18 protein-coding genes are annotated in these 20,378 nt (G+C 65.4%); 8 read left to right on the top strand and 10 right to left on the bottom strand.

Annotation, left to right across the window (positions count from 1 at the left end; translation table 11 throughout):
• Positions 1-1,084 precede the first annotated feature (1,084 nt).
• A complete protein-coding gene (locus tag ACFQZZ_RS05800) occupies positions 1,085-1,708 on the top strand; it encodes a hypothetical protein (RefSeq protein WP_378675001.1) in 624 nt (207 codons plus the stop codon).
• Here the strand turns inward: ACFQZZ_RS05800 and ACFQZZ_RS05795 are convergent, their stop codons facing one another.
• Complete coding sequence (locus ACFQZZ_RS05795; RefSeq protein ID WP_378674998.1) at positions 1,709-2,539, bottom strand: helix-turn-helix domain-containing protein; 831 nt, start codon at positions 2,537-2,539, stop codon at positions 1,709-1,711.
• An 87-nt stretch (positions 2,540-2,626) separates the two neighbouring features.
• Between ACFQZZ_RS05795 and ACFQZZ_RS05790 the strand changes: the two genes are divergently transcribed.
• Positions 2,627-3,007 (top strand): nuclear transport factor 2 family protein, encoded by a 381-nt coding sequence (locus ACFQZZ_RS05790; RefSeq protein WP_378674995.1) that lies wholly within the window; start codon positions 2,627-2,629, stop codon positions 3,005-3,007.
• An 11-nt stretch (positions 3,008-3,018) separates the two neighbouring features.
• Here ACFQZZ_RS05790 and ACFQZZ_RS05785 read toward each other — a convergent pair whose 3' ends face one another.
• The 3 genes from ACFQZZ_RS05785 to ACFQZZ_RS05775 are packed head-to-tail and all read right to left on the bottom strand — an operon-like array spanning position 3,019 to position 5,618.
• Positions 3,019-3,573, bottom strand: coding sequence for a GNAT family N-acetyltransferase (locus ACFQZZ_RS05785; protein WP_378674992.1), 555 nt, complete (start codon positions 3,571-3,573; stop codon positions 3,019-3,021).
• Between the two features lie 21 nt (positions 3,574-3,594).
• The gene (locus ACFQZZ_RS05780) at positions 3,595-4,518 is read right to left on the bottom strand and encodes a Ku protein (protein WP_378676394.1); all 924 of its coding nucleotides are present in this window, start codon (positions 4,516-4,518) and stop codon (positions 3,595-3,597) included.
• Positions 4,518-5,618 carry a lycopene cyclase family protein gene (locus ACFQZZ_RS05775; RefSeq protein ID WP_378674989.1) on the bottom strand — a complete coding sequence of 367 codons (1,101 nt, stop codon included), beginning with the start codon at positions 5,616-5,618 and terminating at the stop codon, positions 4,518-4,520. Before ACFQZZ_RS05775 ends, ACFQZZ_RS05780 begins: the two co-directional genes overlap by 1 nt.
• Before the next feature lie 367 nt (positions 5,619-5,985).
• On the opposite strand from ACFQZZ_RS05775, the gene ACFQZZ_RS05770 reads away from it, so the two are divergent.
• Positions 5,986-8,190, top strand: coding sequence for an MMPL family transporter (locus ACFQZZ_RS05770; protein WP_378674986.1), 2,205 nt, complete (start codon positions 5,986-5,988; stop codon positions 8,188-8,190).
• Between the two features lie 73 nt (positions 8,191-8,263).
• Here ACFQZZ_RS05770 and ACFQZZ_RS05765 read toward each other — a convergent pair whose 3' ends face one another.
• Positions 8,264-9,028: an SDR family oxidoreductase gene (locus tag ACFQZZ_RS05765; protein WP_378674983.1), complete on the bottom strand. Its 765-nt coding sequence runs from the start codon at positions 9,026-9,028 to the stop codon at positions 8,264-8,266.
• Positions 9,029-9,628: 600 nt separating this feature from the next.
• Between ACFQZZ_RS05765 and ACFQZZ_RS05760 the strand changes: the two genes are divergently transcribed.
• Complete coding sequence (locus tag ACFQZZ_RS05760) at positions 9,629-11,980, top strand: arylsulfatase (protein WP_378674980.1); 2,352 nt, start codon at positions 9,629-9,631, stop codon at positions 11,978-11,980.
• Between the two features lie 66 nt (positions 11,981-12,046).
• Here ACFQZZ_RS05760 and ACFQZZ_RS05755 read toward each other — a convergent pair whose 3' ends face one another.
• On the bottom strand, positions 12,047-13,117 hold the full coding sequence (locus tag ACFQZZ_RS05755; protein ID WP_378674977.1) for a peptidoglycan DD-metalloendopeptidase family protein: 1,071 nt from the start codon (positions 13,115-13,117) through the stop codon (positions 12,047-12,049).
• A gap of 674 nt (positions 13,118-13,791) precedes the next feature.
• Between ACFQZZ_RS05755 and ACFQZZ_RS05750 the strand changes: the two genes are divergently transcribed.
• From ACFQZZ_RS05750 to ACFQZZ_RS05735, 4 genes are all read left to right on the top strand, one after another.
• Entirely contained in the window at positions 13,792-14,736 is a 945-nt protein-coding gene (locus tag ACFQZZ_RS05750) for an alpha/beta hydrolase (RefSeq protein ID WP_378674974.1), read from the top strand.
• Positions 14,737-14,984: 248 nt separating this feature from the next.
• Complete coding sequence (locus ACFQZZ_RS05745; protein ID WP_378674971.1) at positions 14,985-16,616, top strand: ABC-F family ATP-binding cassette domain-containing protein; 1,632 nt, start codon at positions 14,985-14,987, stop codon at positions 16,614-16,616.
• An 81-nt stretch (positions 16,617-16,697) separates the two neighbouring features.
• A complete protein-coding gene (locus ACFQZZ_RS05740) occupies positions 16,698-16,931 on the top strand; it encodes a helix-turn-helix domain-containing protein (protein ID WP_378674968.1) in 234 nt (77 codons plus the stop codon).
• A 119-nt stretch (positions 16,932-17,050) separates the two neighbouring features.
• The gene (locus tag ACFQZZ_RS05735) at positions 17,051-17,617 is read left to right on the top strand and encodes a dihydrofolate reductase family protein (protein WP_378674965.1); all 567 of its coding nucleotides are present in this window, start codon (positions 17,051-17,053) and stop codon (positions 17,615-17,617) included.
• Between the two features lie 5 nt (positions 17,618-17,622).
• Here the strand turns inward: ACFQZZ_RS05735 and ACFQZZ_RS05730 are convergent, their stop codons facing one another.
• The 4 genes from ACFQZZ_RS05730 to ACFQZZ_RS05715 all read right to left on the bottom strand — a co-directional run bounded on the left by ACFQZZ_RS05730 (position 17,623) and on the right by ACFQZZ_RS05715 (position 20,311).
• Entirely contained in the window at positions 17,623-18,585 is a 963-nt protein-coding gene (locus ACFQZZ_RS05730) for a hypothetical protein (protein WP_378674962.1), read from the bottom strand.
• A 12-nt stretch (positions 18,586-18,597) separates the two neighbouring features.
• Positions 18,598-19,050: a hypothetical protein gene (locus ACFQZZ_RS05725; RefSeq protein ID WP_378674959.1), complete on the bottom strand. Its 453-nt coding sequence runs from the start codon at positions 19,048-19,050 to the stop codon at positions 18,598-18,600.
• A 302-nt stretch (positions 19,051-19,352) separates the two neighbouring features.
• Entirely contained in the window at positions 19,353-19,769 is a 417-nt protein-coding gene (locus tag ACFQZZ_RS05720; RefSeq protein WP_378674956.1) for an acyl-CoA thioesterase, read from the bottom strand.
• Positions 19,770-19,888: 119 nt separating this feature from the next.
• On the bottom strand, positions 19,889-20,311 hold the full coding sequence (locus ACFQZZ_RS05715; protein ID WP_378676391.1) for a cupin domain-containing protein: 423 nt from the start codon (positions 20,309-20,311) through the stop codon (positions 19,889-19,891).
• Positions 20,312-20,378: the final 67 nt, after the last annotated feature.

Raw genomic sequence — 20,378 nt, 5'->3', positions numbered from 1 at the left:
CGTTGGCTGCCATCACTTGTGCGCAAGCGTCGATGCGATCTGCGGCATGGTCGGCGTCCGGTGCTTCGCCAATCAACGCGACGTACTCCAACGCCAACGGTGACGACAGTCTCGAGTGAGTTCAGATCTGGCCGTTCGAAGTGCTCGACTCTATTGCCTAAGATAGCGGGTTAACCCGATGCAGAATTCAGCAACGCGGCGCAACTGTTCATCGGTGAGACTCAGTCGGCCGCTGGGAGTCCGTGCGTGCTCTCCACTTATTTGGATCACCCCTCGCCGCTCGTTGCTGCGGGTAGTAATATCGACAAGTCCATATGGGCGGCCATCGAAGATCCAGGTCGGTTCCGAGGTGCCGCTCATCGGCTTCATCATCGGGGTGGGCGTCCAGGTTGTGCTTGGATTCTTAATAAGCGCGATTGAAGCGTATGCAACCATTTCGGAATTCGCGTCGACAAAACAGGCTCCAGCCCCATATATCGCCCTTCCAGGATCATCGTCTGCCCTGATCCTAAGATCTTGCACCATCAGATCGTTAGCAAAGAAACTCGACAATGCATTGCACATATCTTGCACTGTGAAAACTGCTGGAGGGCTTGAAACAGACGGGGTGGCAGTAGGTGCTGGCGTAGATTCTGTGCACGCCGCCGAGAGTGCTAATACTACAGCGTGCTGAACGGGCTGGCCGACCAGATCGGCGCCCTTGCCGGAGACGCTGAACTGGCTCGAACCCATGAGGTTGCCGCTGGGTGAGGCGCCACGGCGCGTCGCCGGTTCGTGCGATGTGGCGCGGTGCACGGGTCAGTGTTCGACGCCGTAGGTGGTGTGCGTGTGCACCACGTCGATCGGACCGAGTATCAACCGGCTACGCCCATCTTGGACACAGTGCGCGGGCTGCTCTATTCCACCGACACCGGGCGCGATGCCACGCTCGCCGTGTTCTGGTGTGTCGGTCTCGCCGTGATCAGCTTGCGAGCGCCGTGTTCGGCTGGTTGGCACACTGCTGAACAGTTACGTAGTCGGCGCTCGGACGATTTCGGTGTCGAAACACCTGCGGGCGATCTGCTGACCGGCAATGATTCCTTGGGTGGACGAGGCAAAGTACCGGGAGACCCGGCTGGCATTGCATGCCGCGGGGGAGTTGTTGATCGCGGGCCCGCAATATCGAATGTTCGGAACCATTCGCTTGCGGTCGGTGCTCGGCGGATTCGGGGGTGTGCGGTGGCCGGTCTCGGTGGTGGGCACCGACCTGGTGTCGGCCGAGTGGCGCATCCCGCTGGTAGGCACGTATCGCGAGGTCGCGGCGAAAGCGGGCTTCGAACCGCAGGCACCTGACGGGGTGTACAAAGACACCACCGGCGTCGACCTCGATGATCCGATCCGGGTCGACGCGGCGGCGGCCGCGGTGATCGCCGACTGGTTCGCCCTCGGTAATTCGGCACTGCGCTGCTTGGCGCCCGATGCCACCGCGGTGCTGTGGCCGGAGCATTTCGACCTGTCGGCCACCCTGAACGAGGTCAACTACGGTGTGTCGCCCGGCGACGACGCACACCCTGGCCCCTACGCCTATGTCGGCCCGTGGACGCCGCGCAGCGGTGAATTCTGGAACGCCTCGTTCGGAGCGCTGCTCCCACGCGCTGAGGTGAATGCCGAGGCGGACCTGCTTGCGTTCTTCGAGGAGGGCCGGGTACGCGCCGCGGAGACCGCCTGATCAGCGGTCCGCGCCCGACGGAACCGGCAGCGCCGCAGCACGATCCATGGCATCGCGCGCGAGCGCGTGCAGATAGTCCGCGGTCACGGCATCGGCGGGAAAGAACGACTCGACCGCGATCTCGTCGAGCGTGACGTCGAACGCCGCGCCGAAGGTCATGATCGTGCTGAACAGCGACAGATCCGTGCCGCCGTGCCGCAACTGGATGGTCAGCGCGACATCTGCCGGGTCGAGGCGCACCGGTTCGGTATCGGTGGCGTACCGACTCAATTCCTCGTGCAGTGCCGCTAATTCGGGATCGCCGGTATGTGCGGCCTGGCGCGCCAGGCGCGGCAGCAGGAAGCCGCGCACCTGCGCCAGATTGCGCACGCGCGGTGCGAATCCGCTGGGGTGCAAGCCGAGTCGCATCATGTTGATCGGCGGCTCCAGCAACCCCGCGCCCACGTCCTGAAAGAAGATCTCGGCGGCCGAATTGGCGAACAGTAGATTCCAGCGACGATCGAGGGCCAGCGCCGGGTATGGCTCCTGCGCGTCCATGACCCGCCGCACCGCGGCCTCGGCTTCGGCGAGGTCAGGATCATCCAACGGCCGCTGCCGATAGGCGGGCGCGTGCCCCGCCGCGAGCAACAACCGATTGCGTTCGCGCAGTGGGATATTCAGGTGCTCGGCGAACCGCTCCAGCATGGCCGGGCTCGGGATGGTACGGCCGGTTTCGACGAAGCTGACGTGCCGGGCGGAGATCCCGGATCGGATCGACAGCTCGAGCTGACTCAGCGCGCGACGGGTACGCCACTCGCGTAGCAGTGCGCCGACGGGGCGATCGTGATCCATCGAGTCAGTATCGCCGCCCGGTGCGATCGGCTGCCATTACATGACTGGTAATCGACAGGCATACCTCGCGGTTGCGACGGTTGCGGCATGACGAACGACAAGCGGGCAACCGACAACAAAGAACTCGTCCTGCATGGTCTGGCCGAATTCGCCAAGGGCAATATCGAAGTGCTACGCGACCTGTTGCACGAAGACTTCATCGAGCACAGCCCCGGCAACCCGTCCGGCCGCGACGCCTTCATCGAGTTCATCGCGAAGTCGCCGGTGGCCGCGGCGCGGCTGGAGATCAAACGGGTGATCACCGATGCCGACTATGCGGTCGTGCACTATCAGATGATTCCGCCCGGCGATGATTGCGGCCTCGCCGTGATCGACGTCTGGCGATTGGTCGAGGGACGCATTGTCGAGCACTGGGACGTCGTGCAGCCGGTGCCCGACGCAGCCGAAATCCCGCACGGAATGTTCTGAACGGACCGCGCTCAGCGAGCGCCCCGCCCTTCACCGGCAAGGCGGCCGCGCCGGATGAGTGCTCGTTTGGTTCCCGGTGCGACCGCGGGAAGGGCTTCGTCGGGATCTGGTTCGGGTTCGGTCGGATTGGGGCGGACGAACAAGGTGACCGTAGCGGCCGGGGTGAAGCCGCTGCGGGTCATCAGCGCCGACGATGCGGCATTGCGGTTTTCCACGTCGGTGACGATGCGCTTCGCGCCGCGGGCGAACAGTGCCTCCGAGCAAACGTCGACCAGGCGGCGGGCGATGCCGTGCCCCTGCATGTCGGGGGAGACCGCGATCCATTCGAGGTAGGCCCAGTCGTCGCGGTGCTCGAATTCCATCGAGCCGAGTACGAAACCGACGACCCGGTCGGAGTCGAGGGCGATCCAGCACGCGTTGTCCGGGCTGTCGAGGTGTTCGGCCACCGAGGTCAACGACCACGAGGTGTACGGCTTGGCGGTGATGTCGAATACCTCGTGTCCGAGATCGAGCACTTGGCGGAGGTGTCCGAGGCCCATCGGGACGATCGCTATGGCGGGGTCCATAGCTCATAGTTTGCCAGCAGGTCACGCGCCCTTGCGGGCCGCTGCCTTCTTCACCGGTTTCTTCGCCGGTTTTTCGGCGGTCTTCTTCGCAGCCTTGGCGGCGGTTTTCTTGGCCGGGGCGGTTTTCTTGCCATCGCTGTCGCCATTGCCGGACGCGGCACGGCGACCGCTGGCCTCCAGGCTGCGCTGCAATGCGGCGACCAGGTCGACCACCTCGGCATCCATTACGGCGGGTGCTGCCTCGGGCTGGCTGGCCACCTTGCCGGTGCCGCTGGCAATGGCCTCGTCGAGCACCCGCACGAGTTCGATCTGGTATTCGTCGGTGTACTGGCTCGGATCGAAATCATCGGACATGGTCTCGACGAGTGTCTCGGCCATCTTGATCTCTTGTGGCTTGGGTTCGGCCACTCCGTCGAGCGATTCGAATTCGGCGGCACGGACCTCGTCGGGCCACAGCAGGGTCTGCAACACCAGTACCCCGTCGCGCACTCGCAGCGCCGCCAGCCTGGTCTTCTGCCGCAGCGTGAAGTGCACGAGAGCGGTCCGATCGATGCGCTCGAGCGTCGTCGCGAGCAGCACATAGGCCTTCGGTGTATTCGAATCCGGCTCCAGGTAGTAGCTCTTGTCGAACAGGATCGGATCGATCTGGTCGGAAGGGACGAACTGCAGCACCGGGACCTCATGCTTCTCCGCCGCGGGCAGCTTCGCGAAATCCTCGTCGGTGAGAATGACCTTCTCGCCCTCGGGTGATTCGTAAGCCTTGTCGATATCGGCGTACTGCACGGATTTCCCGCAGACCGTGCAGACCCGGTCGTACTTGATCCGCCCGCCGTCCTTGGCGTGCACCTGGTGGAACCGGATGTCGTGGTCCTCGGTGGCCGTGTAGACCTTCACGGGGACGTTTACCAGCCCGAATGCAATCGAGCCCTTCCAAATAGCTCGCATCATTCCATGATGAACGAACCCATTCGAATACGCGAGCGAACCGGAATCCCCACGGTCGCAGCGGCGATTCGGCGCCGTGGTCCGGCAGGAAGGGCGGAGAACAGCGCCCGCATGGCGCCGGCAGTGCCGCCGAGGTCGGTGCGTCCCGAGAGGTATGCCCGCTGCAAGGCAGGCGGCAGTGTGAAGAAGGCATCGAAGAAGACCGGAACATCGGCGGGCGGCAAGGCGAGCAAGGCACGCAGACCCGCCATCCGCAGCGCGTGCACCGCCCGCGCCGAGGCGGGCCACGGCGAGGCCCCCGTTACTACCGCGTCGGCGGCGGCGAGCGAGGCCGCGACACTGTATCCGGTGGCGGGATGGGTGAATCCGCCTGCCGCGCCGAATGTTCGCCGTCCCGGCCGACCGCCCTGCACCGGGAAACGCACTCGCTCGACAGGTTCGCTGCCGGTGAGTTCGATTCCGCGGGAACGCAATCGGTGTTCCAGGCGGTCGCGCAGCACCGCGCCGTCGAGTGCGGGCCGCCCGGCGAGGCAGGTCTCCTCGAGTAGCGTCGCGCCGCCGCCGAGCGGCACCGAGTACAGGAAAGACGGCGGTGCTTGCGGGTGCGCGCCGTTATCCGGGCGCCAATCCATGAACAGCGGATCGACGTGGTCGCCCTCGACAACCACCCCGTATGCGGTCTGCTCGGCCAAGGCGGGGGAGCGGGCGATGCCGCGGGCGTCGACGACTCGCTTGCCGTTGAGCACCGTCCCTGAGGCGAGCGACACGGAGTGGCGCCCGAGGTCGACTACCCGATCGGCGACGACCTCGGCGTCGGTGATGTCGAGGGCGTCTTGTAGTCGAGGCGTATCGAGAACGGCATAGCGTCGCGCTATTCGGTGGCACCTGGTGCCCCACGCCGTCGGCTGATCGACCGTCGCGCCGACCGCCGCCGGGTCCAGCCAGGCGGGCAGTTCGTCTTCCCACGCGGCGTAGGTCGCCGACCAGAGTCGATCGGGGTGCGGATCGATGGCCGTGACCGAAAGGCCATGGGCGAGACCGCGATGTGCCAGCACCCGACCTGCGGGGCCGAGGCCGCACACGATGAGGTCCGCGGTCATGCCGCGCCTGTCGTGAGGTGTATTCGCCGCTGATGTGCGTATTCGGATCGAGGCATCGGTCGCGCGCGTCCTTTCGTCGGGGCGAGCTTAGTGGTGGCCTACGACAGCGGAGATTTCCGGTGACGGTTAGCCGAACAGTTGCGGGAATTGTGTTCTCGCTCACCGGGTTTGCTCGTTCGTTGTTACGATCTCGGGGCGCCGACGCCAGCGCCCGATGCCCGGTGTCGCGGTGATCAACGGTGATCGGCGCGCTGGTCCACCCTCGGCAGTTGCTCGAGGCGGGAACGGCCAGGTAGGTGGCGAAAGCCGGGCGAGCCGACGCGGTGTCACAGGACCCGCTGCGGCATAAGGAGTTAGGGGTAAGGCAGTGTTCGAACTGACCAGGCGGCGTAGCTGGCAGATCCTGGCCGTGTTCGCGGTGTTCGCGCTGGCGATGGGCATGCTCAGCTCGACGCTTTTCGACCGCGTGCAAGGCGGCGGATACTCCGACCCCGGCGGTGAATCCAGTCGAGCCACCGAGATCCTGCGCGACAAGTTCGGCCAGGCGTCACCCAATTTCGTGCTGCTGGTGCAGACCGAGAAGTCGGTCGACGACCCGGAATCGGTGGCCGCCGCAACCGAGTTGGCGCGGCAGCTGAAGAACGAGACCAATGTTTCGGGTGTCGCGTCGTACTGGACCGACGGCAAGCCGCCCGCGCTGGTCAGCGCCGACGGCGCCGAAGGCCTCATCGTCGCCAGCATTCTGGGTGCGGAAGCGGACGTCGATCGACAGGTCGGCGGCCTCGCGGACAAGTACGGCGGCCGCCACGGCGTCCTCGACGTGCGCGTCGGCGGGTACGCAATGCTCTTGCACGAGACTGTGAAACAGAGCGAGAAGGACGCGATACTCGGCGAATCCATCGCCTTCCCGGTTACCCTGCTCGCGCTGCTGTTCGTGTTCGGCGGCCTGGTCGCGGCCAGCCTGCCGCTGGTTGTCGCCATCATCACCGTCATGATCACCATGGGCGCGTTGTGGTTGATCACCCTGTGCACCGATCTGGCCGCGACCGCTACCAATGTCGCCACCCTGCTCGGGCTCGGTTTGGCGATCGACTACAGCCTGCTGATCATCAACCGCTTCCGCGACGAACTGGCCACCGGCGCGCAGCCTGCCGCCGCGGTGCGCGCGACCATGCGCTCGGCGGGTCGGACGGTCGCGTTCTCCGCTGTGACGGTCGGCGTCGCGCTCTCGGGGCTGCTGTTCTTCCCGTTGCTCGCGGTGCGCTCGATGGGGTACGCGGGCCTGGCGGTCGCGGTTATCGCGGCAACGGTCTCGCTGACCGTGCTGCCCATGATCCTGCTGTTGATCGGCACCCGCATCGACAGCGGCCAGCTCGGCTGGTTCCTGCGTGCGCCGCGGCCCGCGCCCGGCGAGGGATTCTGGCATCGCCTCGCGACATTCGTGATGCGTCGTCCCGTGCCCATCGGTCTGGCGGTCACCGCGGTCCTGTTGCTGCTCGGCACCCCGTTCCTCGGGGTCAAGCTCGGTTTCCCCGATGAGCGAGCACTTCCGGAGTCGATGAACAATCGGCAGGTCACCGAGATCATCCAGCGCGACTTCACCGCCACCGACGCCAACAGCCTGTTCGCCGTATTGCCGGACAGCGCACAGGGACTCGACGACTACGCCAGGAAACTCTCGGAGGTCGAGAATGTCCACCGGGTGGACACCGCCACCGGAAGCTACGCGCACGGTGGCTTCCTCGCACAGCCGACCGAGCAGCACAAACGCTTCGCCGCCATCGACGCCGCATACCTCGCGGTGCTTCCTGATACGACCGACCCCGGCACGCTGGACCGGGTGGCGAGCGACGTGCGCGCGGTCGCGGCACCCTCGCGGGTATTGGTCGGCGGCATCGCCGCGGCCAACGCCGACGCCATCGATTCGGTGATCTCGACCCTGCCGATCGCACTCGGCTTCGTGGTGCTCGTGATGCTGATCGTGCTGTTCCTGCTGACCGGCAGCGTGGTGCTGCCGCTGGTCGCCATTGTGCTGAGCGTGCTCAGCCTCACCGCAACCTTCGGCGCGCTGGTCTGGATCTTCCAGGACGGGCATCTGTCCGGGCTGCTCGGCTTCACCGTGACCGGCGATCTGCCGCCGACGGTGCCGGTGATGCTGTTCGGCGTCGCGTTCGGCCTGGCGATGGACTACCAGGTATTCCTGTTGTCCCGGATTCTCGAGGAGTACGAACGCACTGGCAAGAATGAGTCGGCGGTGGCGTTCGGACTGGAGCGAATCGGCCGCATAGTCACGGCCGCGGCGGTGCTGATCTCACTGGTATTCCTCGGCTTCCTCGCCTCGGACATCACTTTCATGAAGGCATTCGGTATCGGCCTGCCCTTGGCCGTGCTCGTCGACGCGACCCTCGTGCGCGGATTCTTGCTGCCCGCGGTGATGAAGGTGCTCGGCGACTGGAACTGGTGGGCGCCGGGGCCGCTGGAGAAGTTGCACGCACGATTCGGCTTCGATGAAGGCGGTTCGGCACCGCCGATGCCCCGCCAGGACGAACGCAGGCAGCCCGCCCGGGTCTGACGATCCGAAAAAGCCGAATTCGACAATGGCCGTTCGGTATTCGCCGAACGGCCATCGGCGTCGTCCGGACGGGTCAGATTCCGCCGGTGGACAACAGGCCGCCGTCCACCCGGACGGTCTCGCCGGTGATCCATGCGGCCTCATCGGAGACCAGGAAGCCGATCAGCTTCGCCACGTCCTCCGGCGCGCCGAGGCGCTTCAGCGGATACACCGAAGCGGCCGCTTCCTCGTCCGCGGAGTAGAGGGCGTCGGCGAACTTCGTCTTGATCACGCCGGGGGCGACCGCGTTCACGCGGATCTTCGGGCCGAGCTGCCAGGCCAGTTCGTCGGTGAGGCGGATCAGGGCGGCCTTGGAGGCGCCGTAAGCGGCGATCACGCCGGAGGAGCGGATGCCCGCGACACTGGCGACGTTGACGACCGCGCCGCCGTTATCGCGCATCCATGCCTTGTACGCCTCCTGGATATAGCCGAGCGCCGCGACGACATTGACGTCGAAGATCTTGCGGACGGCCTCGAGGTCCGCCTCCATCAGCGAGCCGTAGACCGGGTTGATGCCGGTGTTGTTGATCAGGATGTCCAGCGAGCCGAACTCGGAGACCACGCGCCCGACCGCGGCCGCCCGGCTTTCCGCGTCGCCGGAGTTGCCCGCGAGCGCGACGACCTCACCCTGGTGGCCCAACGCGCGAAGTTCACCGGCCGCCTCTTCGAGCGGTTCCGGTTTACGCGCGGTGATCAGCACATTTGCGCCGCGACTCAGCAATTCGGCTGCCACGGCCTTGCCGATACCCCGGCTGGCTCCCGTGACCAGTGCGCTCTTGCCCAACAGATCGGTACTCATGTGACGGCAGGTTACCTCTGTCACATGATCTGAGCGAATTCGCTCGATCTGTGGGGTTCATAGCGGCACACCTGACCGGGAGTGATCCACCATTCTCGGCGCGAGTAGATGGCGTAGGGCGCGAGCGTGCGGTCGACCGGTCGCAAAGGTCGACGCTTCGGCGAGCTCACGAGACCTGAGCTGAATGAAGCCCGAAGTGCTGCCCGAACAGTACTCACCGACGTCTGGAAAATCTCGACGACGTACGAGCCCGGTGCGCGAACTGCGCCTCTGGCGGCCACACTATTCGTCGTCTAGCATTTTTACTTGTGCTGTAGCCGGTGGACAAAAGAAAAAGCGTCGGATGCATGAGTGGCGTTGGCTTCCTCCCGATTTGCATTCGTGTGGTCCTGTCCTGAACGTGCGGAGCCATCGACGGTGACGACTCACGGAGCGACTTCACCATTGCAATCTGTTGCTCTTTACGGAATTTCCAGCGGCGCGCCACGCAATTCCTGTCCGGCAGAGCAAGACCGCAGTGAAAGGCAATTTCGACCAACGAGGAGCCTACGTGCCGGCCGGTGCGTCGCATGCCGGTCAGCGAGATGGAGGACCGTGCAGATGTCGCCGAAGGAATACAAGCCGGGAACTGCTTTTCCCGGAATCATCGGGCGGACGACCGACGTGTCGAGTCCGGCTTGGCCTCAGCCGGTGCGGGCCGTATCGGGGGCGCCGAACGTACTTTTCATCGTGCTCGATGACACCGGGTTCGGACAGTTCGGCTGTTACGGCAGTCCCATAGCCACGCCGAACATCGACGCACTGGCCGAGGGCGGGCTGCTGTACAACAGCATGCATACGACGGCGCTGTGTTCGCCATCGCGTTCGTGCATCATGACCGGACGCAACCACCATGCCAACGCGATGGCGGGCATCACGGAAATAGCCACGGGATATCCGGGCTATAACGGCAACGTTCCGTTCGAGAACGGGTTCCTCTCGGAGATGCTGCTGCAGCACGGATACAACACCTACATGGTTGGCAAGTGGCACCTGGTGCCCTCGGAGCAGGAATCGGCTGCCGGCCCGTACGAGCGTTGGCCACTCGGCCGTGGTTTCGAGCGGTTTTACGGCTTCCTCGGCGGCGACACCAGCCAGTGGCACCCGGATCTGGTCTACGACAACCACCAGGTCGAGCCCCCCGCCACCCCTGAGGAGGGCTACCACCTGACCGCGGACCTGGTCGACAAGGCGATCTCCTTCATATCGAGCGCGAAGCAGGTCGCTCCGGACAAGCCGTTCTTCTTGAACCTCTGCACCGGGGCGACGCATGCCCCGCATCACGTGCCGAAGGAGTGGGCGGACCGTTACCGGGGCCGGTTCGACGACGGCTGGGACGCTTACCGCGAATTCACTTTCGACCGGCAAAAGCAACGGGGCGTCGTGCCACCTGACGCGCAGCTCTCCCGCCACGACCCGGATGTGCCGGACTGGGACTCGCTGCCACCGGACACGCGCCGCCTCGCCGCGCGGATGATGGAGGTCTATGCCGGATTCCTCTCCCACACCGACCACCACATCGGGCGGCTGCTGGATTTCCTGAAGGAGACCGGCGAGTTCGACAACACGCTGATCATGGTCGTCTCCGACAATGGCGCCAGCGCCGAGGGCGGAGTCACCGGGACCACGAACGAGCTGCAGTTCTTCAACAACGCCCCCGAACCGATCGAGGACAGCCTCCGAGCGATCGACGAACTCGGCAGCCCGAGTACGTTCAACCACTACCCGTGGGGCTGGACCTGGGCGGGCAACACCCCCTTCCGGCGGTGGAAGCGCGAGACCTATCGCGGCGGCGCCAGCGATCCGTTCCTGGTCCACTGGCCACGGGGCATCACGGCACGGGGTCAGGTGCGCACTCAGTACGCGCACCTCGTCGACATGGTCCCCACAGTCCTCGACGTGCTCGGAATCGAGCCTCCGGCCACCATCAAAGGCGTACCCCAGTCGCCCCTCCACGGCGTCAGCTTCGCTCACACCTTCGACAACCCGGCCGCGCCGACTCGGCACCGCACGCAGTACTTCGAGATGCTCGGCCACCGCGCGATCGACCACGACGGATGGCGGGCCGTGTGTCCATGGCCGGGCCCCTCCTTCGCCGAAGCGGGCAAACCGTTCGGCACCCCCATCACCGCAGAGGGCCTCGGCGAGTTGGACGCCCACCACTGGGAGCTCTTCCACATCGACGAGGACTTCGCCGAGACCCGCGACCTCGCCGCCGAGCATCCGGACAAACTCATCGAGATGATCTCGATGTGGTACGTGGAGGCCGGCAGGTACAACGTGCTGCCGATCGACAGCAGTACGTTGCAACGACTGATCGCGGAGCGTCCCCAGATCACCCCGGCGCAGACCAGCTACACGCTCCGTGCGGGCACCGATTCGCTGCCGGCGGCTGTCGCACCCCGCGTGCTGAACCGGCCGCACAGCATCACCGCCGATGCGGAGATCCCGCCGGGCGGCGCCGAGGGCATCCTGCTCTGCCAGGGCACCAACGTCGGCGGGTGGACCTTCTACGTCAAGGACGGCCGCCTGCACTACGCCCACAACTACGTTCGGCGCACCATATACCGTGTCTACTCCGCGGACATGGTCCCCGAAGGCCGCCACGAGCTGCGCTTCGAGTTCGAACCCACCGGCATGCCCGATATCGCCCACGGTAAGGGCACACCGGGCCGCGGCCAGCTCTACATCGACCGCCGCCTGGTCGGCGAGGCCGAGATCCCGGTCACCACGCCCGTCGCCTTCAACCCCGGTGGTATGACCTGCGGCGCCAACCCGGGCTCCGCGGTGGCACCCGACTACGCGCCGCCCTTCCGGTTCACCGGCACACTGCACACCGTAACCGTCGACCTCTCCGGGGACCTGATCACGGACGTCCCGAGCGAAATGCGCATGCACATGGCCCGGCAATAGGGCAACGGCTCCACGATCACCTCGCCGTGTCGCCTCGTGATGGTCTCCGGACTCATCAGCGTTCGCTCATACTCGTAGCCCATTGGCGGCCAAATAGCCGGTGGGGTCGACAGACTGGCCCCCACGGCGAACCTCGTAATGCAGATGGTTGCCGGTGGAGTTGCCGGTCGATCCGACCGCGCCGATCGGGGTGCCCGCGGGGATCTGGTCGCCGACATTCACACTGATGCTGCCCGCGGTTTGGTGCGCGTAAATGGTCTCGGTGCCGTCGGCGGAACGGATACGCACGTGATAGCCATAGCCGCCCTTGTTACCGGCGTAAGTCACTGTGCCACCGGTAGCGGCGTAGATGGGGGTGCCCGCGGGGGCCGCAAAATCAATACCGCCGTGGTGATCGCCATTGCGGGGGCCGTATTTGGAACTGACCCTGTACGTTCCGGAGTCGAGGGGCAGCCGGGCTCGGCCGTCGCCCGGCCGCGCAGTGCCGCTGATCGCTGTTCGTCTTCCAACTAGCCCGTTGAGGTACTGGTTGGTGAGCTGGTTGACCGCGGAGGCGGTCACCGAAGCGTTGGCTTGACCGTTTCCGACAATCGACTGGGCTTTTTGCAGTGCGGCGGTGAGTATTCGGTGCACTGTTCGCTGACCGGCCTTGGTGTAGGCGTTCGGCCCGAGCTCGGCGAGTTCCACGTTGACTTCGCGGATGAGCCGGAGTACGGCTTTCTTGTCGACTTTATTGGATCCAGCCATGCTCATGAGGTGTCTCGCGAGGCCGTTGTCGAGGGTGTTGAACGCCTGTGCCGCATTCTTCTGGAACATGGACTTTGCACTGATGGCCTCTGCCGTGGCACCTGAGCCTTTGACCGCGGCGGGTCGTGTCTGCAAACCGTTGGTGCTCGAGGGTGTGTCGCCCTCGTCGCCGTACAGGGCAGCCAAAGATCCCAACGCCGCGAGCGCTTGTTGCGCTTCGGGGGTCAGGCCGCCGCCGGTGGTTGCCGCAGGCGAGGTGACGGAGTTGGACGCGGTGGGGGAGCTGGAATCGCTGTTGGACAGCCCTGCCAGCGCGGAGGCCAGCATCGGCAGTGCCGACAGCGCCGCCGAACCGGCGTTCATGGCCGTCGGCGCAATGTCGTGGAGCATCTCTGGATCGACACCCGCCGGTGCCGGCGCCGCAGCGGCAGGGGCGTTGGCCGGCGGAAGTGTGGTCGCGACCGAAGGTTGCGCGGGAACCGTATGCGGAGGTGTTGTGCTGTCACGCGCCATCGGCGTCGGACCGTTGGGCCCAGCGGCCGTCGGGCGGACCGCAGGCAACCCTTGCCAAGGTGCGGTCGAACTCTGCGGCACGGTGGACCCGGGCAGATGCTGTCCCAGATTCGCAAGAGCCAGAGCCGTTTTCGCTGTGGCATCCGACTGTCGGTCCGGCGTCGACGCAGATTGACCCGGCACGGTGGGCTGGTCTGCGGTCGCCTCGTCGTCGGTCGCCTCGTCGAGGTCTGTAGTCAGCTGTGGCCACTCACTGCTAGTCAGCGCAGCCTCCCCATGCCCCAGATTTCATCCGACCGCTCCTCTGACGCCGCTGGTTTCACCATCGATTGTGACTTCTTCACCCACGGGCCAGGTCTTCATCACTGGGAACGGCAGGTCGGGACAACCGAGAACGAGTCCGCCGGTATCGTCGTCGCGATCCTTGACTAGGACAAATGTTCTATATAGCCTCGAAACATCTCGCCAGGACAGTTGTCCGCGACTTGGATCGCGAGGAGCATCATGCCTGATCAGTCGCCTATTCCGCCCGTGCTGCCGAGCCGGGAGCGATGACGGGCCTGACTTACGACGACCAGCCCTACTGGCGGAATATCCAGCGCCATCTTCCTGAGCGCCTGCATCTGGTCGGGGACGAGCTGCCGAGCGAAGAGCAGTGGGCGTGGCGCGGGCACTCGGTGCATATCGACCGCTACCCGCGCCCCGCCGCGCCGGTGAAACTGGTGCAGCTGCACGGTGTCGGTACCAACGGGCGCATGATGACCACGATCGTCGGAGCTCCCATGCGTGATCGCGGGGTCGAGCCGATCGGAATGGATCTGCTCGGCTACGGGCAGACCACGGTGGCGAAGGGCCACAACTGGTCCTATGGCGACTGGATCGACCAGGTCGTCGACTTCCTCGCCCATGAGCGCACTCGGGACGACCGGCCGATCGTGCTCTACGGGCTGAGCGCGGGCGGCATGCTCGCCTATCAGGTCGCGGCCATCGACCAGCGGGTCGCGGGCATCGTCGGTACCTGCTTCATGGATCAGCAGGTGTGGAAAGTGCGTTGGCAGACAGCGCGTTTCGGCCCGGTGGGCGCCTGCTTTCCCCTGATCGGTGGTCCGCTCACCAGAGTCGCCGGAGTGGTGAAGGTGCCGGTTGCGCTGGCGGGCAAGATGAAGGCGCTCGTGAACAGCCGAGCCGCACTGCGTGATTGTCTTGCCGACCCGACCTCCGCGGGCAATTGGGTTTCGGTGAAGTTCCTCGACGAGTACATGAACGCGGTGCCCGCCACCGAACCCGAGGACTTCGCCGTCTGCCCGATCCTGCTCACTCAGCCCACCGCGGATCGCTGGACGCCGCTGAACATCAGTACTACCTTCCTCGATCGAGTGCGGCGAGTTCCGGTCACCGCCGTCATGCTGGACGGTGCGGGCCATTACCCGCTGGAGGAGCCCGCTCTCACCCAACTACCGGATGCGATCGACGAATTCTGTCGGAAAGTCGGATGACCACCGGGTTCGGGGCCCGAATCGGCGATGCGTGGCCGGTCAGGGACGCGGCGACGAATTCCGAGTGAGCTCGCATCGACATCGCGTTCGACGTTTACCGCAGTCCCTGAGCGTTACGGCGGTCACACCGAGCTCGCCGAGTGCAAGAGTGGTCTCCCGGGCCAGGTAAAATCGGTGGTTCTTGTGCTGATCTCGTCGCACAATCGAGCAGCAACCGACCAGCACCATGTATCCGTGAGGAGAAGCCTGTGATCACCGCGACGGACCTGGAGGTCCGGGCCGGAGTCCGCACCCTGCTGTCGGCCCCAGGGCCCGCACTGCGGGTGCAGGCCGGCGACCGGATCGGACTGGTCGGGCGCAATGGCGCGGGCAAGACCACCACGCTGCGCATTCTGGCGGGCGAGGGCGAGCCGTACGCCGGAAAAATTCTGCGTTCCACCGACATCGGATATCTGCCGCAGGATCCGCGCGAGGGCAACCTGGACGTGCTTGCCCGCGATCGCGTCCTTTCCGCCCGCGGCCTGGACGCGCTGCTGCGCGATATGGAGAAGCAGCAGGCGCTGATGGCCGAGGTGGCCGACGACGATGAACGCGACAAAGCCGTGCGCAAGTACGGACGACTGGAGGAGCGCTTCTCCTCGCTCGGCGGCTACGTCGCCGAGAGCGAGGCGGCGCGTATCTGCAACAGCCTCGGCCTGCCCGACCGCGTGCTCGGCCAGCCGCTGCGTACCCTGTCCGGTGGTCAGCGCCGCCGAATCGAGTTGGCGCGCATCCTGTTTGCCGCCTCCGACGGCAGCGGCGGCCGCTCCGACACGGTCCTGCTGCTGGACGAGCCGACCAACCACCTCGACGCCGACTCCATCACCTGGCTGCGCGGTTTCCTGCAGAACCACGACGGCGGACTGATCGTCATCAGCCACGATGTCGAACTGCTCGGCGACGTGGTCAACAAGGTGTGGTTCCTGGACGCGGTGCGCGGCGAGGCCGACATCTACAACATGAGCTGGAAGAAGTATCTCGACGCCCGTGCCACCGACGAGCAGCGCCGCCGCAGGGAGCGCGCCAACGCCGAGAAGAAGGCGAGCGCGCTGCGCGTTCAGGCCGCCAAGCTCGGTGCCAAGGCCACGAAAGCTACTGCGGCGCAGAACATGGCCAAGCGCGCCGACCGGTTGATGGCGGAACTCGATGACATCCGGGTCGCCGACAAGGTGGCGCGGATCAAGTTCCCCGAACCCGCGCCCTGCGGCAGGACGCCGCTGATGGTGAACAACCTGACGAAGGTGTACGGCTCGCTCGAGATCTTCACCGGCGTGGAGTTCGCGATCGACAAGGGCAGCCGGGTGGTGGTGCTCGGACTCAACGGTGCGGGCAAGACGACGCTGCTGCGGCTGCTCGCGGGCGTGGAGACACCGGATTCGGGCGGACTCGAAGAAGGGCGCGGTCTGAAGATCGGATATTTCGCCCAGGAACACGACACGCTCGACGACAACGCGTCGGTGTGGGAAAACATCCGGCATGCGTCACCCGATGCGGGGGAGCAGGAATTGCGCAGTCTGCTCGGTGCGTTCATGTTCACCGGTCCGCAGCTGGACCAGCCTGCGGGAACGCTGTCCGGTGGTGAGAAGACCCGCCTCGCGCTGGCCGGACTGGTGTCTTCGGCGGCGAATGTGCTGCTGCTGGACGAGCCGACCAACAACCTGGACCCCGTATCACGCGAGCAGGTGCTCGACGCACTGCGTAGCTATGCGGGTGCCGTCGTGCTCGTCACGCACGATCCTGGGGCGGCCGAAGCTCTGAACCCGGAGCGCGTGATCTTGCTTCCGGACGGCACCGAGGATCACTGGTCCCAGGATTATCTGGAACTTATTCAGCTCGCGTGATTTTCATCACAAGGAACTGTTGATCACGGCCCGCTGAGTGCTTAGCCTGAATAGACGCGGCTCGGCGACTCGGAGGAAGCCATGAGCGACAGGCCCACACAAGTCAAGGCCCCATTGGGTAAGGGCACACGCGTCACCGGCAAGTCACGCGATCGGCTACAAACCCAGTTGAAGAAGCAATACGAGGCGGGCGCCAGCATTCGTTCGCTGGCCCGGACTACCGGCCGATCGTACGGCTTCATCCACAACGTGCTGGTGGAGTCGCATGTGCAACTCCGCAGCCGCGGTGGTGCAAACCGCAGGAAGAGTTCGTAGCACCGTCGGCGTGGATCCGGTGTCCGCGGCGCGACTGCGCCCCGACACCGCGATGAGTTCTTTCCGCACGACCGGTCTGCATCTTCGATGCAGTTCGTACGTGAGGAAGGGCGATCGACATGCGGGCACTGATTCTGCACATGATGGTGACGCTGGACGGCTACGCGGCGGGACCGGATGGTGATCTGGACTGGGTCGGGGTCGATGATCCCGAGCTGGACGCATATCTTGCGGAGCTGCTCGGCAGCGTCGGCGCGCAGATCTTCGGCCGGGTGTCCTACGAGTTGCTCGCGGGGTATTGGCCTGAGGCACAACGGAATCCGGCGACACCGGGTGACGCTGTGCTCGCGCCGCTGGTCAATGATTTGCCGAAGCTGGTGCTGACATCCGAGCCGGAACCGCGGCTGCCATGGCAGCCGGCACGGCGGATCGGTGCGGACCTCGCGGCGGAGGTTGCCGAGCTGAAGGCGGCGCCGGGCAAGCCGTTGGTCGTGTTCGCCGGAGCCTCGACGGCGCAGGCGTTCGAGCGGTTGGACGCGATCGACGAGTATCGGCTGCTGGTTTTCCCGGTGTGTTCGGGCGCGGGGCAGCGCTTGTTCGACGGCGGGTCACGCCAGGATCTGCGGCTCGTGGCCACTGAGACATTCCCGAAGTCCGGGGTCGTGCTGTTGCGCTACGCCCGCTGAGCCGGTCAGTACCCTGGCACCGCGCCGTCGCCGTGCATCAGGAGGTTGCCGAGGCTGCGGAAGATCGGCAGCCCCGTCTTGATCTCCAGGTAGGCGAACTGGCCCTGCGGGTTGACCTCGAGGAAGTAGTACTCGCCGTCGAGGCCGAGCCGCAGGTCCAGAACGCCGAAGCTCAGGCCGAGCGCGCCCATCAGGGTGGCCAGCGACTTACTGACCGATGCGGGCAGGCTGGCGGGGACGAAGTCCACAGTGGTGTCCAGGCGCGAGTCGACACGGCCGACACCGGCCTGTGAATCGATTCGGACCGTCCATTCGACGCCGTCGACCCACACGATGCGCAGATCGCACTCGGCCTCGACGTAGTCCTGGAATGTGGTCGGCGCGGAGCGGATGCCCGCGAGCCTGCCGAAGTCGGACCTGGTGATGATCCTGGTTTCGGCGAATTCGGCGCGTCCGGTGCCGGTGCGCTTGTAAACGACTGCACCGGAGCGCGATTCGACAAAACTGCGGGCCTCGTCCGGATCGTTGGTGATGAGTGTCTCCGGGATGGTGAACCCGGCCCGCTGCGCGGTCTCCAACTGCACGATCTTTCGGGTCGCGGTGCGGTCGGCGCCGGGGTCGTTGACCCAGTTCGCCGGAATCGACCAGAGCAGTCCCTGGATGAACCCGTCGCATTCGGCCTGACGGTAGGCGTCATCGGACGCGCGCACGCCGACTGGAACTCGCGTCGGATGCGGTCGTCGCCACCACACCGAACGCACATCGTCGATCCCGATCAGGTGCGAAAGTGAGCGCGCGGTACCGAACCGGTCGAGCCGGAAGCTTCCGGATTCGCGCGGGAAGTCGCGTAGGTCGAGGTGAATCGGGCTGAGCCCGTGGTGTTCTCGCAACGTCGCCGCCATGGCGGTGCCGTGCAGATCATCGGATTCGGTAACGATCAGGACCGAACCTGTACGGCGCGCCGCCATGCGGGGTCCCGTTCAGTCGAGACTGTCGCAGTTGATGCCGTCGTCGCTACTGTCGAACGATTTGGTCTGGCAATAGGTGAACGTCGCACTGTTGACGCCGGGGCAGTCCACGAGCTCGAGCGAATCGGCCCACGACGTCGTGAGTTGTTGCAGCAGTTCATCTCCCAGTGCGAGCGACGGCTCGGCCGCGATGGTCATGGGCCGCTCGACGAGGTCGACGCGCAGGCGGCGGGTGAAGTCGGCGGTGGCGCCGGGGCGAATGTCGACAAGTACCGGACGACCGTCGGAATTCGCGGCATGATCGTCGGCGAGCACCCGCAGCACATCGTCCCTACGGAACGTCCAGGTGCCCTCGGTGACCCGGACGGTAATAGCTCGTTCCGACTCGGCCACCAGTAGGCCCTGCAACGCGGGAACGCGATCTCCCGTCGGCGCGGTACCGGGAAGGTGGATGGCGTCGGTCATAGTGGATTCTCCGATCTGCTCGCGATTTGCCAGGGCCCCCGAGCGTGAACTGAAGCATAACGTGCAGGGGCCCCTGATCGGTTCGGATCGAAAGATTTCACGGCGGCTGGCAAACCGGATACGGCGTGGGATGCGCTTGAGCCGAAAGATTTTCGGCGCGACGAATAACGATGGTCAGCAAGCGTCAAGCTATCGGAATACGTAGGTATGCCTAGTGGTATTGCCGAGTGTTGGCGGTCGTACAGCCGACCGTGCGGTTCAGGCCGGAGCCGACCGGCCGCGGGGCGGGTACGTGAGCTCGTTCAGACGCCGAGCAGGTCCGGTCGTTCGGCGAGCGCGCGGAAGCATTCACCAGGCGACTCGACGAGCTTGCGTGCGGTGAGGTCCAGGACGCCGCCGATGACCGAAACCTCGGCGGCGACCGTTCCATCCAGCTTGCGGATCTCCTGATGGATGCGGAAGGTTTTGCCCTGCTGCCAATCGAATTCGCAGGTGATGGTCACCTCGTCGCCGCCGCGAAGTTCGCGACGGTACTTGATGGTGGTCTCCAGTACGACCGGTCCGACGCCGGTGGCCAGGAGCTTGTCCTGGCCTACTCCGGCCGCGCGCAGCAATTCCCAGCGGGCGTGCTCGGCGTATTGCAGGTACACGGCCTGATTGAGGTGGCCTTGTGTATCGAGCTCATAGCCGCGCACCACGACAGGGACGGAAAAGGTCATGTCAGGGAAAACTTCGCGTTCGCCGCGGATTGTTCCCGTGCAGGCTGATGTTCTCGCCACATTTCGCGTGATCGGGTATCGCTCTGTCGGTTGGAGTCCGCATTCGGTGAGTGTCGGAGTCAACGCCGGTTCGCGTTGCGCTCGGCCCACCAGGCCGGTGCATCGATGAAGTGGTTGTCGAATTCCTCCTGGGACGCCGCGAGTTCCTCGAAGGTCGCCTCGCCTTTGGCGAGCCGGTCGAGCAGTCGGAAGTAGCCGAAGCGTTCGACGGCGGGCATGAGGGCGATCAGGATTCGTGCCGAGCTGTCCGGGGTGGCACCGAAGGCGTGCGGCATGAGCTTGGGCACCACGATCGATCCGCCCGCCCCGACGGTGATGATCTCGTCGCCCGCGAGCACCTGCAATTCGCCGTCGGCGACGTAGAAGAGCTCATCGGACCTGGTGTGGTAGTGCGGGGCCGCCCCGTCGGCGCCCTGATTCATGCTGACCTCCAGGTGGCTCACCGCGCCGCCCGCCTCGCTCGAGTCGATGAGCAGTCGCATGGTGACCGAGTCGGTTCGCAGCACCTCCGCGTCGTGCGGCTGACGGATGGCGAACGTGCGGGTGGTG

The sequence above is a fragment of the Nocardia sp. GCM10030253 genome (genome assembly GCF_042675075.1).
Classification (GTDB): Bacteria; Actinomycetota; Actinomycetes; order Mycobacteriales; family Mycobacteriaceae; genus Nocardia.
Note: the sequence above shows the minus strand (reverse complement) of the source record. Positions and strands in the feature narration are given on the sequence as shown.